Origin of the sequence: Bradyrhizobium sp. 139 (assembly GCF_023074175.1) — a bacterium.
Lineage (GTDB): Bacteria > Pseudomonadota > Alphaproteobacteria > Rhizobiales > Xanthobacteraceae > Bradyrhizobium.
Genome location: NZ_JADPKS010000028.1, coordinates 146,700 through 165,166, shown reverse-complemented (window position 1 = coordinate 165,166; position 18,467 = coordinate 146,700). Strand labels below are relative to the sequence as shown.

Here is an 18,467-nt window from a genome sequence, read left to right as displayed (position 1 = left end):
CCTATCTCGCATCTCGGCCGTCGGCCGCCCATCAGTCCAGCGCTTCCAGCACCAGCTCCATGGTCATCAGCACGGGATTGTCGCCGCGAACCAGGCGGCCCTCGGCAACGCCGCCGGTGTAGTCGATCAGGGCAACATCGAGCGCAGCTTCGAGTGCGCCAGAGGAGCCGGGCGCAATCGCACCGGCTGTTATCGCAAGCTCCGTCGCAAACGGCTCGGTCACGCCGCCATCCGTGAAGCGCGCGCCGATGGTCGAGCCGACGCCACCGTGGATTTTGGCGCGCGCGATGCCGTGGTCGCGGCAGAAGCCTTCGAGGCAGCCAGCAAAATCCTGGTTCGGCCGCAACCGCATGGCAAACGCGCGGCTGGTCGTGCGTGCGCCGGTTGCGGCCGAAACGACCGGCCCGAACAGCTTAAAGTTCGTCTCGGGATCGATCTCGGCCGTGAACGTCGCTCCATCGATCCCGAAGGCCTCCACCGCGAACGGCTCGGCGACAACAGTCTCGTCCGGCAGCATGTGGCCGCCGCTGGCGCGGCCGTCGACTTCGGTCCAAAGCGCGTGGCAATGAAAGAACGGCGCACCGTCGCGCGTCCCAAGCGTCATGCTGCCAAGCCTTGTGCGTGTCACGCCGCTCGGCCGGAACGTGTCACTGTAGAAGGCTGCATTCTCGCCGGTCTTCGACAGCGCCGGCATAACGTAGGCGAACGGCCCGAGCGCGCCATGGCCGAAATTCAGTACGCCGCTCGTAAAACCTTCCGCGGCAAACCCGCGGCGCGCGGCTTCGAGCAACGGCAGGCCAGCTTGAAGCGTGAACGAAAAGGCGCGTCCCCTCGCCTCCACCCACTGGATGCGTTCGGGAAGCGGCGCGCCCGGCTGCTTGATGATCCGCATAACCTACGCTCAGCCCGCCTTCGTCTTGTCGAGATCGAGCAGCCCGCGCGCCTCGAGCTCGTCGCGCACCATGCGTTTTGGAATCTTGCCGTAGCCGGATTTCGGCAGCGCCTCCCAGAAGAAGAACCGCTTCGGCATCTTGTAGCGCGGCACTTTTGGCATGAGAAACGCCGCCATCTCCGCTTCGCTCACCGGCTTGGCACCTTCGCACGCAACGCAAACGGCGACGCCGACCTCGCCCCAGGTCGGATCGGGCACGCCGACGACCGCGACCTCGCCGACCGCTGGATGGGTCAGGATCTTCTCCTCGATCTCGCGCGGATAGATGTTGGAGCCGCCGGAGATGTACATGTCGGAGGCGCGACCCGTGATGTAGACGAACCCCTCCTCGTCCATGTGACCGAGATCGCCGGTGCGGAACCAGCCGTTGCGGAACGCCTTCGCATTGGCCTCGGGGTTGTCGTAATAGCCGGCGAGTACGGCAGGCCCGATCACGCATATCTCGCCGCTCTGGTTGGCGGCGAGCTCGCGGCCCTCGTCGTCCTGGATCGAGACCTGCATGCCGGTGCGCTCGAAGCCGCAGGTGCCGATCTTCGCGTGCGGGCCGTCCTCGGGATCGTGCAGCGCCGCCGGCAGCACCGTGATGTTGCCTGTGACCTCGCCGAGGCCGAAATATTGCACGATGACTTGGCCGAGCTTCTTCAGCGCGGCCTTCTGGTCCTCGCGGTACATCGGCGCGCCGGCGTAGATCACCTGACGCAGCGAGGAATGATCGTATTTGTCGGCGGCGGGGTGCTCGACCATCATCTTCAGGATCGTCGGCACCGTGAAGAGATTGCTGACGCGATGGGCCTCGATCAGGCGGAATGCCTCATCGATGTCGAATTTCTCGGTCGGCAGCAGCACGGTGCGGACGCCGCGCGCCGTCTGCACCAGCTGATGCACGCCGGCGCCATGCGACAGCGGCGCCACCACCAGCGACGCATCCTCTTCTGTTACGCCGGGGGTGAGATCGGCGAGATGGTTGGTGACGACAAAGCCCATCTGGCCATGGGTCAGCACCGCGGCCTTGGAGCGGCCCGTGGTGCCCGAGGTGAAGAAGAACCAGCAGGGATCATCGTGCTCGACGTCGACATTTGCAATGCTTGCGCCGGCCTGCGAGGCGATGGCATCAGCGACCGAGCGTTCGCCGAACGAGCCCTTGCCGTCGACGCTCCAGGTGAATTCCAGCGCGCCACCGCTCACCGCCGCGGCGTGCTCGGGAAAATCGACGTGGCACAGAAACGCCTTCGCGCCGGAGGCCTGCGCGAGATAGGTGACCTCGTCCGGCATCAGACGGAAATTGGTGGGCACCCAGACCGCCCCCAGCCGGAACGCAGCGAACATCGAGAAGAACATCTCGTCGCCATTCTTGGAATGGACGAGGATGCGATCGCCCTTGGCGATGCCGCGCGCGGCGAGCGCAGCCGCCAGCGCCGAGACCTGCGCATCGATCTCGCGCCAGGTCCAGGATTTATCTCCCCAGACAAGGCCGGGGCGCGATCCATGCCGCCGCGCATTCTGGGTCAGCATGTGAGCGAGATTCATGACGCGGCGAGACATGCGCAGGGGCTGCATCGGGCTTCCTCTTCGGCGGCGGACGGCGCGCGAGCCGCCCGCTCATTGCAGCCCATTTATCGCCATCGCCAGCGCCCCTGCAAGGCCGCCGGCCGCACACCTGACTTACGGTGCCTGAACGCGAACGGCGGGCGGATATTCGACGAGATTGAACGGCTTTGCTTCGTCGGCAGGCGCAGCGGTGGCGTAGTGTGCGAGCATGAAGATCAGATAGCTCATGCGCGCTTGTCGCCAGCGTAGCCGCAACCATTCAGGGAATTTTAAACATGATCGGCGCAATCTCGCTCAGTTCTCGCGTACAGAGTGCCGCATCATGGTCAAAGCGCCCGCCTTCCTTCTGTTGTCGCTGGCGCTCGCCGGATGTGCCGTGGCTCCGCAGGCGCACCTCTCCTCCGACCCCACCTTCAAGCCTGCGCGCTATGCCTGGGATGGCGCCGGCGAGGATCCCAACCAGCCGCGTGCGGCGTCCGGACCTGCGCGGACCGCGGCCCGATCCGAGCGCAACAGGTCGCACGCCGAGCTTGCGCCCTATTCGAAGGAATGGTGGCAGGCACAGGACGGCATCGAGGCCGAGCAGGATGCCAGGGTCAACCGCTCACTCGTCATCTGCCAAGGCTGTCTTCGCCCGCAGCCGCAGCCCGACGATTCCAGGCTCGCCAAAGCGACCGATTGAACCGAACCGCTCCTCCATCGGTCTACAGAGATACGCGCTGACACCGGCCGCTCCGGCCCGACGTCGCGCGCCATCATCTCAGGACATTCATGCTCACCCGTCGGACCTTTGTCTCCGCTTCTCTGCTTGCCATCGCTTCCCCGACATTCGCCGTCACCCCTGCCCCCGGCGATCCCATCACCATCCTGTCGCAGGAACCGGACGTGAAATCCTTCAAGGTTGACGCGGAAAAGATGGAGGCTGACAAGGCGACGATCGCGGTGACCATTACCGATCCCGGCAACGACCGCAAACCTTCCGACCAGGTCGTGCGTTACGACTTCGTGCAAGAGGCCGATAGCTGGCGGATCGACGACATCAAGGGCTCCTCCGACGGCGAAGCCTGGTGGATCCGCAAGATGCTGACGGACTCCCTGAAGAGCTGACCGGAGACGACATGAGCGAAATCATCAACAACAAAACCCATCACCGCTATGAGCTCGAGATGGAGGGCCATCTTGCGACCGAGCAATACAAGCTCGACGGCAATTTCATCACGTTCGAGCACACGGACGTGCCAAAGGAGCTCGGCGGCAAGGGCGTCGGTTCGAAGCTGGTGCAAGGCGCGCTCGATCAGGTCCGCGCGGCCGGCTTGAAGCTGATCCCTGAATGCCCGTTCGTGAAGGCGTGGATTGAGAAGCACCGGGATTATCAGGACCTGGTGAAGAGATAACCGCGCAGGCCCGCCAGCCGGCGGGCCTGCCGGTCTCTAGGGCTATTGCCGATGCCCGAGCAGGTCCTGATCGTTCAGATCCCAGTCCTGCCAGAGCTGGAGGATGCCGAGGAGCACCACCACCGCGCCGAGGCTCGTGTGGTAGATGCGGAGAAAGCCTCCACCGGAATAACCGAGGACATAGGGCGAGGCGATGAGCCACAATCCGATCAGGATCGTCATCACCTCTTGCCAACGCTGCAATGCGACATATTCGAGCTGGCTAATACCAAACACGACCAGACCGACCGCGACCGCGTTCAGGATCATCGTCTCGTGTCCGACGATCGTCGGCTGATCCTGGATGGGAAACCACGGCGAAACGACGATCAGCGCGCCGAGTAACATCCCGCACCAATCTTCCCACGTTCGATGAGTCTTCAAGAAACCAAAGTCCGACATAGTACCCTCCTACGACAGAGGCATACGTCTGCGGCTGGCGATCATGACACTCCGAATGTCTGGCAACTCTGCCGGCCGCATTCGAGCGTATGTCCTCAAAATGACGTGGCCATCGCCCTGGAACTTGCAAGGGCCATGTTGAGGATTATTTGGGGTATTGCAGTGCCTTGTCGTAGTCGGAAGGCCGCCCTTGTTGGCGCCTAGATCAGACAACGGGCAGCACGTCGGAAGGATCTTGCATGGCGGCATCGGTACGGGACAACAGGGACAGGAGTCGCTTCGAGCTCGATGTCGGCAACGAAATCGCATTCGCCAATTACCGGCTGACGCCGGCGGCCGTGATCATCACCCATACCGAGACGCCGCGCGCGTTGCGCGGCCGCGGCATTGCATCCGAGTTGGTCAAGGGTGCGCTGGATTTAATCCGCCGCGACGGCAAGAAGGTGGTCGCTGGTTGCGGCTTCGTCGGCGACTATCTCGACAGGCATCCGGAGGATGCGGATCTCGTCTCCTGAATGCAAAAGGGCCCGCGAGATCGCGGGCCCTTGGCTCACGACCGAGCGATCGGTCAGTGCTTGATCTCCGGCGGCAGCTTGCCGCCATTGGCGGCGAGCTTGGACATGACCTGCTTGTGCAGCCAGACGTTCATGCTCGCCGAATCGTTGGTGTCGCCGCTGTAGCCGAGCTCCTTGGCGAGATCCTTGCGCGCAGCGAGGCTGGAATCGATGTCGAGCGCCTTCATGAGGTCGACGATCGAGGTACGCCATTCCAGCTTCGCGCCCTTGTGGGCGGCCGCCGCCTTGTCGACGATCGAAGCGACGTCCACCGTCGCCGCGGGCGCGGCTCCGGGCGCCGATCCGCTCGGCGCGGCACCGGCGGGCGCGCTGCCCGACGGTGCGCTGCCTGCGGGTGCGGCGGAAGCCGGATGACTGCCGAAGATCGCGCCCATGATTTTCCCGAAAATGCTCATATCTGCTCCCCGAATAGGATCCGTTGGAAGGGCCTTGAGTGGCACTTATAGACGAAGTGTCTGCGTTGCGCCCGCTAAGTCCTGCGAACCGACACGCAGCATCAGCTTATCTGCGGCGAAATGACGACCGAATGACATGATTGAGGTTGCAGTGCGGCATCGAATCTTACCCAAGCGTGAGGGACAGGACTCGGAAATGGGCGTACGCTCCAGCTTCAGCTCGCGATGCCGTGCGGATTTCGCGTCTGGTCGGATCGCGAAACTCAGAAGGGCGGCCGTCCGCGCCGTTGTCGGCGCCGAATTCGGCCGCATGGCAAGGGAGCTAGCGAGCATGGCGACACTCTACCAGGGCAATGTCCCCCCCATGGCCCCGACCGCGGATGCGGCTGGACCGGTGATCCGAACCATCCGACTGTCCGATCTGCACGACGCGCTCAGGCGCGGCTGGGAAGATTTCAAGGCGGTGCCGAGCCATGCCATCATCCTCTGCGTGATCTATCCGGTGCTGGGCCTCGTGCTCGCCCGCGTGGTGATGGGCTATTCGGTGCTGCCGCTGTTGTTCCCGCTGGCCGCAGGCTTCGCGCTGATCGGCCCGTTCGCCGCTCTCGGTCTCTATGAGCTCTCCAGCCGACGCGAACGCTATGAAGAGGCCAGCGCCTGGGATGCCATGGAGGTGCTGCGCTCGCCTTCGTTCGGCGCCATGCTCGGTCTCGGCACATTGCTGCTCGCGCTGTTCGTGACCTGGGTTGCAACCGCGCAGGCGATCTATGTCGCGGCGTTCGGCTATGAGGGCGCAACCGGGATCTCTGATTTCATGATGCGCGTTCTCACCAGCCGGCAAGGCTGGTGGCTGATCGCCGTCGGCTGCGGCACCGGCTTCCTGTTCGCGCTTGCCGCACTCTGCATCAGCGCCGTGTCGTTCCCGTTGATGCTCGATCGCCATGCCGGCGCGTTCGACGCGATGGTGACGTCACTGCGCGTTGTCGCCAAGAACCCGGTGCCGATGGCGGCTTGGGGCCTGATCGTCGCGGTGCTGCTGGCGCTCGGCACGATTCCGGCGTTCCTTGGCCTTGCCGTGGTGATCCCTCTGCTCGGCCACGCCACTTGGCACCTCTACCGCAAGGTGATCGTCTCGGAGCCCGGTGCACGTCCGGTGCCGCCCCCGCCGCATCGTCCGCGCAAGCCGGCCGCCGACTTCCCCGCCAACCTCTTCCCCTGGCGGAATCGCACTGACGCCTGACGATATCGTGACATCCGATCCTGCCCGGCCTCGGGCAGGATCGCGCACTGTCATGCGCCTTGCTTTGGCCGCGGTTACCGCCGAAATTGCGCCCGCCGATCGGATCACTTCACGGAATTAATTTTATCGAATGACCCCGACGATTTCTCGTCTCGCTCTCGCAGCCTTCGCCCTCTTCGCGTCAATCCTAACCCAGCCAGCTCTCGCCGCTGCTGCCTGTGGCTCGGGCAACTTCGATGCCTGGCTCGCGGACTTCAAAACCGACGCCGCGGCCAAGGGTATCTCGCAGCAGGCCATCACCGCCGGGCTTGCCGGCGTGACGCTCGATCAGGGCGTGCTCAACCGCGACCGCTCGCAAAAGGTCTTCACCCAGACGTTCGAGGAGTTCTCCGGCCGCATGGTGCCGCCGCGCATACAGCGCGGCTCCAACATGATGAAGCAATACGGCTCGGTGCTCTCCCGCATCGAACAGACCTACGGCGTGCCGGGCGAGGTGCTGGTCGCGATCTGGGGTCTCGAGACCGATTTCGGCGTCAACACCGGCAAATTCGCCACCATCCGCTCGCTGGCGACGCTGGCCTATGATTGCCGCCGCTCCGACCAGTTTCGTGCCGAGCTATTGGATGCGCTGCGCATCGTCCAGCGCGGCGACCTCGCGCCCGGCGACATGCGCGGCGCCTGGGCCGGCGAGCTCGGCCAGACCCAGTTCATGCCGTCGTCCTGGATGAAATACGCCGTCGACTTCGACGGCAATGGCAAGCGCGACCTCCTGCACAACGCACCCGACGTGCTCGCCTCCACCGCCAATTATCTTGCCGGCTATGGCTGGCAGCGCGGCAAGGATTGGCAGCCCGGCAGTCCGAATTTTGCGGTGCTACAGCAGTGGAATAAGAGCGAAGTCTACTCCAAGACTGTCGCCTATTTTGCGATCCAGCTCGCACACGCCCCTTAAGGTACTCCTCTCGCAAAACGCCCAAGGCCGGTCCAGCGGAGATCTGGAAACCTGCGTTTTGCATAAAGAATGAATATATATTCAAATTTATAACCAATCGCTCATGCGGTTCGCGCATGTGAGACTTGGGTCCAGCAGCTAATCGCCCGCCTTGCGATGGATCGAAATCCAACTTATTTCGTCGCCTCTCGGAACCTAGGCGATGCCGCAAACCCGTGAATTCACGGGCGCTTATGGCGCCTCGTCGCGCATTCCGCCTGCCCTTTGGGCGGGGCTGCTCTTGGGTTAATCATCCGTTACCGACGCCATGCATTGGGCGCTTAGCTGCATCGCAACATCGGAACTTTCGCACTGCACCACTCCACTCTATATTCATTTCAACGATGAGGCCCGGGCAAGGGCTGAATCGAACTACAGGAGACTACCAATGCTGCTCTCGCTCATCCGCATGATCCAGGCTTTCCGGGACTATCAGCGCAATGTTGCCGAGCTGTCCCAGCTCAGCGATCGCGAACTGGCCGACATCGGCCTTGATCGCTCGGACATCCCGCGCGTTGCCGCCGGTCAGTATCAGGGCTGATATCGTCAGCCCTTCACCGGACGAACCGATAGCGCCCGCCTCGTGCGGGCGTTGTCGCATCCGATGGCAGAAAACTCGATCTCGGCGATTCCACTGGCCGCCGAAAAGCGCTACCTGTCCGCCCCATGACAGGACCCCAATCCAACATTGTGCACGTGATCGGCGCCGGCCTTGCCGGTTCCGAAGCCGCCTGGCAGGTGGCCAAATCCGGCTTGCCCGTGATGCTGCACGAGATGCGGCCGACGCGCATGACCGAGGCGCACCGCACCGACGGGCTCGCCGAACTGGTCTGCTCCAACTCATTCCGCTCGGACGACGCCGCCAACAACGCCGTCGGCCTGCTGCACGCCGAAATGCGTCGGCTCGGCTCGCTGATCATGCGCGCGGCCGACGCCAACCAGGTGCCCGCCGGCGGCGCGCTCGCGGTCGACCGCGACGGCTTCTCCGCAGCCGTCACCAGCGCGCTCAACGACCACCCCCTGATCGAGATCGCCCGCGGCGAGGTTTCAGGGCTGCCGCCGGCCGACTGGAGCAACGTCATCGTTGCGACCGGCCCCCTCACCTCCGCGCCACTCGCCGATGCCATCCGCGAGCTGACCGACGAGAACGCACTCGCTTTCTTCGACGCGATCGCGCCCATCGTGCATCGCGAGTCCATCGACATGTCGGTGGCCTGGTTCCAGTCGCGCTATGACAAGGTCGGCCCCGGCGGCAACGGCGCCGACTACATCAACTGCCCCATGACCAAGGAGCAGTATGACGGCTTCGTGGCCGCGCTGATCGCCGGCGAGAAGACCGAGTTCAAGGAGTGGGAGACCAACACGCCCTATTTCGACGGCTGTCTGCCGATCGAGGTGATGGCGGAGCGCGGCCCCGAGACGCTGCGCCACGGCCCGATGAAGCCCGTCGGCCTCACCAATCCGCACGATCCCACCACGAAAGCCTATGCGATCGTGCAGCTCCGTCAGGACAACAAGCTCGGCACGCTCTACAACATCGTCGGCTTTCAGACGAAGCTGAAATACGGCGAGCAGCAACGCATCTTCCGCACCATTCCCGGGCTGGAGAAGGCCGAATTCGCCCGCCTCGGCGGCCTGCATCGCAACACCTTCCTCAATTCGCCAAAGCTGCTCGACGGCCAGTTGCGCCTGCGCGCGCAGCCGCGGCTCCGCTTCGCCGGCCAAATGACGGGCTGCGAGGGCTATGTGGAGTCTGCCAGCGTCGGCCTGATCGCGGGTCTCTACGCAGCAGCGGATGCGCGCGGCGAGACACTTGCGAGCCCGCCGGGCACCACAGCGCTCGGGTCGCTGCTCGGCCACATCACCAGCGGCCATCTCGAAACCGTGGAGCCGGGAACGCGCTCGTTCCAGCCGATGAACGTCAATTTCGGCCTGTTCCCGCCGCTCGCGACCGTGCCGACGAAGAAGCCCGACGGCACGCGCCTGCGCGGCAACGAGAAGACGGTGGCCAAGAAGCAGGCGATGAGCGCGCTGGCGCTCGCCGATCTCGATCGCTGGATCGCCGATCATTTGCGCATTGCCGCCGCCGCGTGAGAATTCGATGAGCCTCCCCAAAGACGACGCCGCGATCCTCTCGGCGCGCTGGACCGAGGGCGTGCTGCTCAAGCGCGATGTGTTCTCGACCGTTGAGCGCGGCCGCTTCCGTGGTGACAGCGGCGAGGTCGACGCGGTGCTGCGCCGGCTCGACGAGGTGCCGTGGTGGTCCTACCTGCTGGCGCGCCACCTGTTCGCGCGTGAGAAGCACGCGCTGGCGCTGGCCAAAGGCCTCAATGTTGGACCCGGTTTGCTGTGGGGCGGCCGCCGTGCACTCGTGCGCGGCTTCGTCGACGGCGTTGCGCTGCATCTGGCGAAGCCGCACGGCGATCTCGCCTATTTCCGCTCAGCCAAGGCGGCGCTACGCCGGCTGCGCCGCGCCGGCATCTGCCACAACGATCTCGCCAAGGAGCAGAACTGGCTGGTCGGCCGAGATGGCCGCGCCTATGTGACCGACTTCCAGCTCGCGGCGTGCTTCAACCGACGCGGCCGACTCTACCGCATCCTGGCCTACGAGGACCTGCGGCATCTGCTCAAGCACAAGCGTTCCTATGCACCCGAGGCGCTGACACCGCGGGAACGCAAGATCCTGGCGAAGAAGTCGTTCGCCGCGAGTCTGTGGCTGGCCACCGGCAAGAAGGTCTACCGGGCAATCACGCGCGGTCTGTTCAACTTCACCGACCGCGAAGGCGGCGGCCGCCGGCTGGTCAACGACGCGCCGGTTCTGGCCGAGCTGATCCGCAAGAATCCGGCCGTGCGTGACACCGCCATCGTCGCCTTTGCCGATCGCCGTTCCGGCGTCGGGCTCTATGCGTTCGTGGAAGGCGATCGGGCCTCGCTCGAAGGCCAACTTCGCAACGAACTGACCGCAGCCAAGGGACCGAAGCCGCCGGAGCACATCCAGGTCGTGCATTCCCTGCCGCGCGATCCCAACGGCAAGCCGCGCACCGAGATCCTGCAACTGGTCGCCATGAACCAGCTCGACCTGATCGAACCGATGATGAAGAACGATCAGGACCGCGCGTTCCTCAAGGACATCCTGGAACAGCGCAAGAACCTGCGCGACCGCTTCAATTTCGAGGCGGACCTGCCGGCGGGCTAGCATCGCGCACCGCGCCTTGAAGCGTCCACATTGGCAATAGAGAAGCAAACAGATAGCGCTAGCCAGGTGGGGGTTATGGGCACTCGGGGGACGATGATGCATCGTGTGGCTGGCGCCATGATCGCCGGCCTTCTGCTGCTCGCAGCCGCGCCCGCAATGGCCGAAACGCCGGCCGAGCTGATCTCGAGCTTCCGCCTCAAGCACGGTGAAGTCCGCGTCGTGCGCGATTCAACCCTCGACCGCATCGCCATGGACCAGGCCCGCGCGATGGCAGCGAAGGACGATCTCAGCCACGACGCCCTCGGCCCGTTCAACCGGCGCGTCGCACCGGCCGGCGCGGGACGCGCCGCCGAGAATATCGCTTACGGCTACGACAATTTCGAGAAGACTCTCGGCCAGTGGATCGACTCGTCCGGGCATCGCAAGAACCTGCTGCTGCACAACGCCTCCCGGATCGGCATCGCGAGCGCCAGGAACGCCGGCGGCAAGCGCACCTATTGGGCGATGGTGATCGCCGGCGATTACGAGCCGAAGGGCAAAGGCAAGAAGGGCAAGGAGCCGCTGGTTGCCGTGAAGCGCGAGGCCGCGCCCGCCAGCAAGCCGAAATCCAGCGGCTGCCACATCAAGCTGCTCAGCCTCTGCATCTGAGGCGAAACCAGATGTTGCAACCGGCCTCTTGTCCGCATTCCTCGGCGCATCTAATTCATGCAGTGAGATCGCGAGAGCAAAGGCGGCGCACTTGATCGACATCGAGCGAATACGTGCCGACACGCCAGCCACCTCCCGGGTTGCGTACCTGCACAACGCGGGGGCGGCTCTCATGCCTGTCCCTGTCGTCGAAGCCATGAAGCAGCATATCGATCTGGAAAGCGAGATCGGAGGTTATGCTGCCGCTGACCGCGAGTCCGACCGGCTTGAAGCGGTCTACGGCTCGGTGGCGCGTCTGCTGAATGCCGCCCCCGATGAGATCGCGCTCATGGAGAACGCAACGGTCGCCTGGCAGATGGCGTTCTACGCGCTTCCGTTTCGCGCCGGCGATCGCATCCTGACCGCCGAGGCGGAATACGCCGCCAACTATGTCGCGTTTCTTCAGCTCGCCAAGCGCACGGGCGCGATCATCGATGTGGTGCCGAGCGATGCCGGTGGCGAGCTCGACATCCAGGCGCTCGAACGCATGATCGATGAGCGGGTGAAGCTGATCGCCATCACCTGGGTTCCGACCAATGGCGGGCTGGTCAATCCCGCGGCGGCGATCGGCAAGATCGCGCGGGCGCGGGGCATTCCCTATCTGCTCGACGCCTGCCAGGCGGTCGGCCAGATGGCGGTCGACGTCGAAGCCATCGGCTGTGACATGTTGTCGGCGACGGGGCGCAAATTCCTCCGCGGCCCGCGCGGCACCGGCTTTCTCTACGTCCGCCGCGAGATGCTGCAACGGCTCGAACCGCCGATGATCGACCACTTCGCCGCGCCTTGGGTTTCGCGAGATGAATATCGGCTCCGCGATGATGCCCGTCGTTTCGAGACATGGGAGAACAATTACGCGGCACGTCTCGGTCTCGGCGCTGCTGTCGATTATGCCCTCGCGATAGGCCTCGGCCCCATCGAGCAGCGCTGCCGCCTGCTTGCAGGCCGGCTTCGCTACGGCATTGCCGCCATTCGCGGTATCACCATTCGCGATCTCGGCCGCGCGCCGGGTGCCATCGTCAGCTTCACGATCGATGGGCGTGAGGCGGACGCCATTGTCAGAAGTGCCGCTTCGGCCGGCATCACGATCGGCGTTTCACATCCGTCAAGCACCCGCATCGATGCCGAAGTCCGCGCGCTGCCGCCGGTCGTGCGGGCATCCCCGCATTACTACAATACGGATGCCGAGATCGATCGGCTGATCGGGCACCTCGCGAGTTTGACACCGCGATAGCACACGGGTGCGCGCCGCTCAGGTGCAGCGCGCGCTCAGTCCGGATGCACTGAGCCTGGCCATGACCTCGTCGAGATGCGCACTGTCGCGGGTTTCGATGACCAGCTGGAGCAGCGTCGCCTTGGCCGGCAGATCGGAGAAGGTCCGCTGATGCGAGACCTCGATGATGTTGGCGCCGGCCTCGGCCAGAAGCGCCGCGACGGCAGCCAATTGCCCCGGCCGATCAGGGATATCGAGCGACAATTGGGTCAGCCGCCCTTCGCGTGCCAGCTCACGTGTAAGGACAGATGCGATCAGCCTCGTGTCGATGTTGCCGCCGCTCAGCACCAGGCCAACCTTCTGGCCAGCAAAGCGGGACGGATCGGACATCAGCGCGGCAAGGCCGGCAGCGCCGGCGCCCTCGACGACCGTCTTCTCGATCGAGATCAGGGCCGCGACCGCGCGTTCGAGCTCGGCTTCGTTCACCAGCGCGATATCGTCGACGAGGCGGCGGACGATCTCGGTGGTGATCTTGCCCGGCGATTTCACCGCGATGCCTTCGGCGAGGGTATCGCCGCGCGCGGGCAGATTGCCGTCATGGATGGCGTTGTACATCGAGGGATAGAGCCAGGCCTCGACGCCCAAAATCCGGAGTGACGGCTTGATCGATTTCGCAGCAATGCCGATGCCGCTGATCAGGCCACCGCCGCCGATCGGGACCACCAGCGTATCGAGCTCGGGCACTTCCTTCAGCATCTCGAGCCCGACAGTGCCCTGCCCCGCGATGACAAGCGGATCGTCGTAGGGGTGGACGAAAATCATGCCGCGGGCTTCGCCGTGGCTTCGCGCATACGCGGCCGCCTCCTCCAGCGTCGCGCCCGTCACCACCACCTCCGCGCCGTGGTGCTTCGTGTTCTCGACCTTCACCATGGGCGTGCCGACCGGCATGACGATGGTGGCGGGAATGCCGAGCCGCTTGGCGTGATAGGCGACGCCCTGCGCATGGTTGCCCGCCGACATCGCGATGACACCACGCGCACGCTCCTCTGGCGTCAGCGCGGTGAGCCGGTTAAGCGCGCCCCGCTCCTTGAACGAGGACGTGAACTGGAGGTTCTCGAATTTCAGCCAGATGTCGCAGCCGCAGATGTTGCTCAGCGTGCGGCTGTAGCTACAGGGCGTCTCGACGACGGCGCCGCGGATGGTGTCGGCGGCGGCATGAATGTCGGCCGGCGCGACCGGAAAGCCGCTGAGATCGGAGGATGTGTTCTGGGACAACTCAGCCATAGGACAGCATAGAGCATTCGGCGGTTTGAGGCGATAAGCCGGCCGCTATTTGGTAAATTCGCTGGAACGTGAAGCCCGCCACAGGGTCCATAGCGTGCGCAGCCGCGACGACGGCTGCAGCGCAAACGGATTGCGCCCGGGTTGCGACAGGCGCTTGAGGTCGTCCCGCACCTGGGCCAGCAGCAGAAACGCTGGCCGTGCCGACGCTGGCACCTCCGCCAACAGCGACCAGGCCGTCGTCAAATGCTGCTCGGCTTCGCCCACGAGCTGGCCCAGCACCGCATGCAGATTCGGCGTCTCCTTGCCGGCGAACACGTCCTCCATCGGGCAGCCATGGCTCGCCAGCAGCTGCTGCGGCAGGAATAGTTGTCGGTGCGCCGAGTCGCGCGGCAGATTTGCGATCACCTGCGCGATGCCCTGGGCGAGCCCGGCATGCCTTGCGATATGCTCGGCCGCCTCCGAGGGCGGCGCCATGACCCGGGCCGCGAGGGCAAACAATGCCGAACAGGTCGCGTCCAGATAACCCTCCAGAGCCGTCATGGTCGGCATCGGATCGTTATAGAGATCGAACTGATGCTCGTCGGCGAGCAGCGATAGCGGCCCGACCGGAAGGTCGAAATCGCGGATCGCACGCAATAGCTCTGCTGCCACGGGATTGCCCTCGGCGCTGCCATGGACGTGGCCCGACAGCATGTCGGTCCACCATTGCAGGCGGATTTCGCCGGGCAAGGGCTGGCTCACCTGGTCGCGGACGCGGACGATCTCGACATTGAAGGCATAGAGCGCCAGCAGCGCTTGGCGCTCGGCGGCCGGCGCGAACAGCGTTGCGGCATAGCGCGGAAAGTCATGGCTGCGCACGAGGCCGGCGCAGAAGGCAACCGAATCGGGCAGAGGCGCAGCGCTGCTCATGGGACGGCGATCAGCGCGGCCGCGACGCGGCGCCGCTCGCCGATCATGATGTTGTAGGTGCGCACGGCAGGACCGGTTTGCATCGTGTCCAGAACCACCCTCACCGCCTTCAGCGCCTGCCGCAGGTCCGGCGGCGGCAGCCAGACACCGGTTCCGGTGCCGATCAGAAGCGTGTCAATGCTGTTGGCCGCCATGAAGACCCGGTCCAGCGAATAACGGTCGATCCCGGTAGGGTCCGTCACATCCCAGGCCCAGATCGCGTCGGGCAGGCAGAGCAGCGATCCCCGATGGGACATGCCGGCAAAGGCGAAGCCGCCCTTGCCATAGGCTTCGATCGGCGCCGAGCGCGGGAAATGCGGAGCGTTGGGATCGCCGGCCATCAGCCTCGTCCGAATGAGCTTACTGCCCTCGCAAACGCGTGCGAGGGCATGCGGTTCGGATCATGCCTTGTTTTTCTTCGCCGGCGTAGCCTTATCGGGCGCATCTTCGCGATGCTCGCCGACGCCGAGATAGATCAGGATCGGAGCCGCGATGAAGATCGAGGTATAGGTGCCGACCAGCACAACGCCGAACATCATCACCGCGGTGAAGCTGTGGATGGCATGGCCGCCGAACAGCAGCAGAGCCAGCAGCGCCAACGTCACGGTGAAGTGGGTGATGATCGAACGCGACAGGGTGGAGTTGATGGACTCGTTGAGAAGCTGCGGCATCGGCATCTTCTTGTAGCGGCGCAGCATTTCGCGGATGCGGTCGTAGATCACGACGGTGTCGTTGAGCGAATAGCCTAGGATGGTCAGAAGCGCGGCTATGCTGGTCAGATCGAAATCGACCTGGCTGATCGACATGAAGCCGATCGTCAGCACGATGTCGTGCACGTTTGCGATCATGGCGCCCAGCGCGAACTGCCACTCGAAGCGGAACCAGAGATAGATCAGGATCGAGACGATCGCGAGCATCAGGCCGAGCATGCCATAGGCCAGGAGTTCGCCGGAGACGCGCGGGCCGACCACTTCGACGCGGCGATAGTCGACGGAATCGCCGAGCGCGGTGCGGACCTTCTGCACGGCTGCCTGCTGGGCGGCATCGCCGCCCGGCTGCTCCGCGACGCGGATCAGGACGTCGGCGGGACCGCCGAACTGCTGGAGCTGGACTTCACCCAGATGCAGCGCATCGAGCGTCGTGCGCATTGCCGCGATGTCGGCCGTGCCGGACTTGGCCTGCACCTCCAGCAGCGTGCCGCCGCGGAAGTCGATGCCGAAATTGAGGCCGTGGGTGAAGAACAGCGTGATCGCGACGATCGACAGCGCCGCCGAGATCGGGAAGCTGATCCGGCGGAAGCGCGTGAAGTCGAAATGCGTGTCGTCCGGGACAATGCGGAGCGACGGCAGCAGCCCGAGCGCGGCGACCACGGTGAGGACGACAATGAGGATGCCGAGCCCGATGAGAACGGTGTGAGTCACGATCAGGCTCCTAGATCGGCACGCTCTGCGGCCGCTTCCACCGCACCCACCAGGCCACGATCAGTCGCGTCAAGGTGAAGGCGGTGAACACCGTGGTGATGATGCCGATCCCGAGCGTCACGGCGAAGCCGCGCACCGGGCCGGTGCCGATGTAGAACAGCACCGCGGCGGCAATGAAGGTGGTGATGTTGGAATCGAGGATGGTCGCAAGCGCCCGCTTGAAGCCGGCGTCGATCGCCGAGATCGCGTTGCGGCCGCCGCGCAGCTCCTCGCGGATACGCTCGTAGATCAGCACGTTGGAATCGACCGCGATGCCGACGGTGAGTACGATGCCGGCGATGCCGGGCAGCGTGAGCGTGGCGTTGAGCAGCGACAACAGGCCGAAGATCATCGCGACGTTGATCGCCACTGCGATGTTGGCGAACACGCCGAACAGCCGGTAGGTCAGCAGCATGAACACGATAACCAGGATCGAGCCGACATAGGCCGCGAGCTCGCCCTTTTCGATCGAGTCCTGACCAAGACCCGGGCCGACCGTGCGCTCTTCGACCACCGTGAGCGGCGCCGGCAGCGCGCCGGCGCGCAGCAGGATAGCGAGATCATTGGCCGATTGTACGGTGAAATTGCCGGAGATCTGGCCCTGGCCGCCGGTGATGGGCTCGCGGATGACGGGCGCCGAGATCACCTTGTTGTCGAGAACGATTGCGAAGGGCAGCCCCACGTTCTCCTGCGTGGCCTGCGAGAACTTGCGCGCGCCCGACGTATTGAATTTGAAGCTGACGACCGGCTCACTCGTGCGCTGGTCGAAGCTCGCCTGGGCATCGGTCAGATCGCCGCCGGCCACTAGCACCTGCTTCTTCACCACATAGGGCGTGGGCGGCGGCGACGCGCTCATCAACAGTTCGGATTCCGGCGGCAACCGCCCCTGCTGCGCCTGATCCGGCGGCACGGACGTATCGACCATGCGGAATTCCATTTTCGCGGTCTTGCCCAGCAGCTCCTTGAGGCGGGTCGGATCCTGGAGGCCGGGGACCTGCACCAGGATGCGGTCGTTGCCCTGGCGCTGGATCACAGGCTCGACGGTGCCGAGCTCGTTGACGCGGCGCTCGACGATCTGGATCGACTGCTCGATGGTCTTGCGCATACGGTCGAGCATCGCGGCCTGCGGGATGGTCAAACGGATCACGCCGCCGCCGGCTTCGGTCACGTCAAGGTCGCGCTGACCGCTCGATCCCATCAGTCCGCCCAGCGGCTGGGACAGCTCGCGCAGCTTGGCGAGCGCAGGCTGCACGTCCGATTCCTTGGTGATGCGAACCTCGGCCGCGTCGTTGCGCACGGTCACGCCGCCGGTGAATCCGATCTTGGCATCGCGCAGGGTCCGGCGAACGTCGTCGCGGACCTGGTCGAGCCTTTCCTTCTTTACATAGTTGCCGTCGACCTCGAGCAGCAAATAAGAGCCGCCCTGAAGGTCGAGGCCGAGCACGAGCCGACGCTGCGCCCAGGCGGGCCAGGTCTTGACCTGCGCCTCGGGGAAGAAGTTCGGGACCGCGCAGAGGCACACGATCAGCGCCGTCAGGATGATCCCGAGCGCTTTCCACCGCGTGAAATACAACATCGACTGGACCTGTCAGATCAGGAGACTTGAGATACTCGCGCAGGCGATCACTTCGCGGCGGTGTCGTCCTTGGCGCTTTCCTTGGCGCTTTCTTTGGCCGGCTCGCCCTTGGCTCGTACGCCGGAGACCATCGAACGCATCTGCCGCACTCGCACGCCATCGGCGATCTCGAACTCGATCTGGTCGTCGTCGACGACCTTGGTGACCTTGCCGACGAGGCCGCCCGAGGTCACGACGGTATCGCCGCGGCGGATGTTCTTCACGAGGTCGGCATGGTCCTTCACCTTCTTCTGCTGCGGGCGCAGAATCAGGAAGTACATGATCACGAAGATCAGGGCGAACGGCAGCAACGACATCAACATGCTGTTGGTGTCGCCGGCGCCCGCAGCCTGGGCATACGCAGGAGTAATCAGCATTCGGACGATCCTCGTGAGAACGGGGGAAAGCCGGTCAGGCCCCTTGGGCCACCGGCTCGGTCAAATTCGCGCGGACTATAGCGGCCACCGCCCCAATTGCAACGCTGCCAGACCGCCCTTTTGGCCACCTTGCGGCGGGCGGTCAGGCCCGATA

Annotated in this window: 21 protein-coding genes; 11 read left to right on the top strand and 10 right to left on the bottom strand. The window is 64.6% G+C overall.

What is annotated here, in order from left to right; translation table 11 throughout:
- Positions 1 to 31: 31 nt before the first annotated feature.
- A complete protein-coding gene (locus IVA80_RS08225) occupies positions 32 to 892 on the bottom strand; it encodes a DUF296 domain-containing protein (RefSeq protein ID WP_247427781.1) in 861 nt (286 codons plus the stop codon).
- 9 nt (positions 893 to 901) lie between these two features.
- Entirely contained in the window at positions 902 to 2,509 is a 1,608-nt protein-coding gene (locus tag IVA80_RS08220; RefSeq protein WP_247427779.1) for an acyl-CoA synthetase, read from the bottom strand.
- Positions 2,510 to 2,822: 313 nt separating this feature from the next.
- On the opposite strand from IVA80_RS08220, the gene IVA80_RS08215 reads away from it, so the two are divergent.
- The 3 genes from IVA80_RS08215 to IVA80_RS08205 all read left to right on the top strand — a co-directional run bounded on the left by IVA80_RS08215 (position 2,823) and on the right by IVA80_RS08205 (position 3,894).
- Complete coding sequence (locus IVA80_RS08215) at positions 2,823 to 3,182, top strand: hypothetical protein (protein ID WP_247427777.1); 360 nt, start codon at positions 2,823 to 2,825, stop codon at positions 3,180 to 3,182.
- Positions 3,183 to 3,271: 89 nt separating this feature from the next.
- On the top strand, positions 3,272 to 3,607 hold the full coding sequence (locus tag IVA80_RS08210) for an ARC6/PARC6 family protein (protein WP_247427775.1): 336 nt from the start codon (positions 3,272 to 3,274) through the stop codon (positions 3,605 to 3,607).
- Positions 3,608 to 3,618: 11 nt separating this feature from the next.
- On the top strand, positions 3,619 to 3,894 hold the full coding sequence (locus IVA80_RS08205) for a GNAT family N-acetyltransferase (protein ID WP_247427772.1): 276 nt from the start codon (positions 3,619 to 3,621) through the stop codon (positions 3,892 to 3,894).
- Between the two features lie 42 nt (positions 3,895 to 3,936).
- On the opposite strand, the gene IVA80_RS08200 is transcribed toward IVA80_RS08205, so the two are convergent.
- Complete coding sequence (locus IVA80_RS08200) at positions 3,937 to 4,335, bottom strand: SPW repeat protein (protein WP_247427770.1); 399 nt, start codon at positions 4,333 to 4,335, stop codon at positions 3,937 to 3,939.
- Positions 4,336 to 4,574: 239 nt separating this feature from the next.
- On the opposite strand from IVA80_RS08200, the gene IVA80_RS08195 reads away from it, so the two are divergent.
- Positions 4,575 to 4,850 (top strand): GNAT family N-acetyltransferase, encoded by a 276-nt coding sequence (locus tag IVA80_RS08195; protein ID WP_247427768.1) that lies wholly within the window; start codon positions 4,575 to 4,577, stop codon positions 4,848 to 4,850.
- A 53-nt stretch (positions 4,851 to 4,903) separates the two neighbouring features.
- Here the strand turns inward: IVA80_RS08195 and IVA80_RS08190 are convergent, their stop codons facing one another.
- Positions 4,904 to 5,305 carry a DUF3597 domain-containing protein gene (locus tag IVA80_RS08190; RefSeq protein ID WP_247427766.1) on the bottom strand — a complete coding sequence of 134 codons (402 nt, stop codon included), beginning with the start codon at positions 5,303 to 5,305 and terminating at the stop codon, positions 4,904 to 4,906.
- 331 nt (positions 5,306 to 5,636) lie between these two features.
- Here IVA80_RS08190 and IVA80_RS08185 point away from each other — a divergent pair, with 331 nt between their 5' ends.
- From IVA80_RS08185 to IVA80_RS08155, 7 genes are all read left to right on the top strand, one after another.
- On the top strand, positions 5,637 to 6,545 hold the full coding sequence (locus tag IVA80_RS08185; RefSeq protein ID WP_247427764.1) for a DUF2189 domain-containing protein: 909 nt from the start codon (positions 5,637 to 5,639) through the stop codon (positions 6,543 to 6,545).
- 130 nt (positions 6,546 to 6,675) lie between these two features.
- A complete protein-coding gene (locus tag IVA80_RS08180; RefSeq protein ID WP_247427762.1) occupies positions 6,676 to 7,497 on the top strand; it encodes a lytic murein transglycosylase in 822 nt (273 codons plus the stop codon).
- Between the two features lie 427 nt (positions 7,498 to 7,924).
- Positions 7,925 to 8,077 carry a DUF1127 domain-containing protein gene (locus IVA80_RS08175; protein ID WP_007590701.1) on the top strand — a complete coding sequence of 51 codons (153 nt, stop codon included), beginning with the start codon at positions 7,925 to 7,927 and terminating at the stop codon, positions 8,075 to 8,077.
- A gap of 125 nt (positions 8,078 to 8,202) precedes the next feature.
- Entirely contained in the window at positions 8,203 to 9,630 is a 1,428-nt protein-coding gene (gene trmFO, locus IVA80_RS08170; protein WP_247427759.1) for a methylenetetrahydrofolate--tRNA-(uracil(54)-C(5))-methyltransferase (FADH(2)-oxidizing) TrmFO, read from the top strand.
- 7 nt (positions 9,631 to 9,637) lie between these two features.
- Positions 9,638 to 10,732 carry a serine/threonine protein kinase gene (locus IVA80_RS08165; protein WP_247427756.1) on the top strand — a complete coding sequence of 365 codons (1,095 nt, stop codon included), beginning with the start codon at positions 9,638 to 9,640 and terminating at the stop codon, positions 10,730 to 10,732.
- 96 nt (positions 10,733 to 10,828) lie between these two features.
- Positions 10,829 to 11,380, top strand: coding sequence for a CAP domain-containing protein (locus tag IVA80_RS08160; protein WP_247427751.1), 552 nt, complete (start codon positions 10,829 to 10,831; stop codon positions 11,378 to 11,380).
- Between the two features lie 91 nt (positions 11,381 to 11,471).
- Complete coding sequence (locus tag IVA80_RS08155; RefSeq protein ID WP_247427747.1) at positions 11,472 to 12,650, top strand: aminotransferase class V-fold PLP-dependent enzyme; 1,179 nt, start codon at positions 11,472 to 11,474, stop codon at positions 12,648 to 12,650.
- 18 nt (positions 12,651 to 12,668) lie between these two features.
- Here IVA80_RS08155 and IVA80_RS08150 read toward each other — a convergent pair whose 3' ends face one another.
- Genes IVA80_RS08150 through yajC form a run of 6 tightly spaced genes read right to left on the bottom strand, consistent with a single transcriptional unit; the run spans position 12,669 to position 18,313 of the window.
- Positions 12,669 to 13,913: a threonine ammonia-lyase gene (locus IVA80_RS08150; RefSeq protein ID WP_247427744.1), complete on the bottom strand. Its 1,245-nt coding sequence runs from the start codon at positions 13,911 to 13,913 to the stop codon at positions 12,669 to 12,671.
- A 45-nt stretch (positions 13,914 to 13,958) separates the two neighbouring features.
- Positions 13,959 to 14,822 (bottom strand): phytoene/squalene synthase family protein, encoded by an 864-nt coding sequence (locus IVA80_RS08145; RefSeq protein WP_247427741.1) that lies wholly within the window; start codon positions 14,820 to 14,822, stop codon positions 13,959 to 13,961.
- Positions 14,819 to 15,202 (bottom strand): Mth938-like domain-containing protein, encoded by a 384-nt coding sequence (locus IVA80_RS08140; protein WP_247427738.1) that lies wholly within the window; start codon positions 15,200 to 15,202, stop codon positions 14,819 to 14,821. The genes IVA80_RS08145 and IVA80_RS08140 overlap by 4 nt, the downstream gene beginning before the upstream one ends.
- Before the next feature lie 60 nt (positions 15,203 to 15,262).
- Complete coding sequence (secF, locus tag IVA80_RS08135) at positions 15,263 to 16,282, bottom strand: protein translocase subunit SecF (RefSeq protein WP_247427735.1); 1,020 nt, start codon at positions 16,280 to 16,282, stop codon at positions 15,263 to 15,265.
- Between the two features lie 10 nt (positions 16,283 to 16,292).
- Positions 16,293 to 17,897 (bottom strand): protein translocase subunit SecD, encoded by a 1,605-nt coding sequence (secD, locus tag IVA80_RS08130; RefSeq protein ID WP_247427732.1) that lies wholly within the window; start codon positions 17,895 to 17,897, stop codon positions 16,293 to 16,295.
- A gap of 47 nt (positions 17,898 to 17,944) precedes the next feature.
- A complete protein-coding gene (gene yajC / locus IVA80_RS08125; protein ID WP_247427729.1) occupies positions 17,945 to 18,313 on the bottom strand; it encodes a preprotein translocase subunit YajC in 369 nt (122 codons plus the stop codon).
- Positions 18,314 to 18,467: the final 154 nt, after the last annotated feature.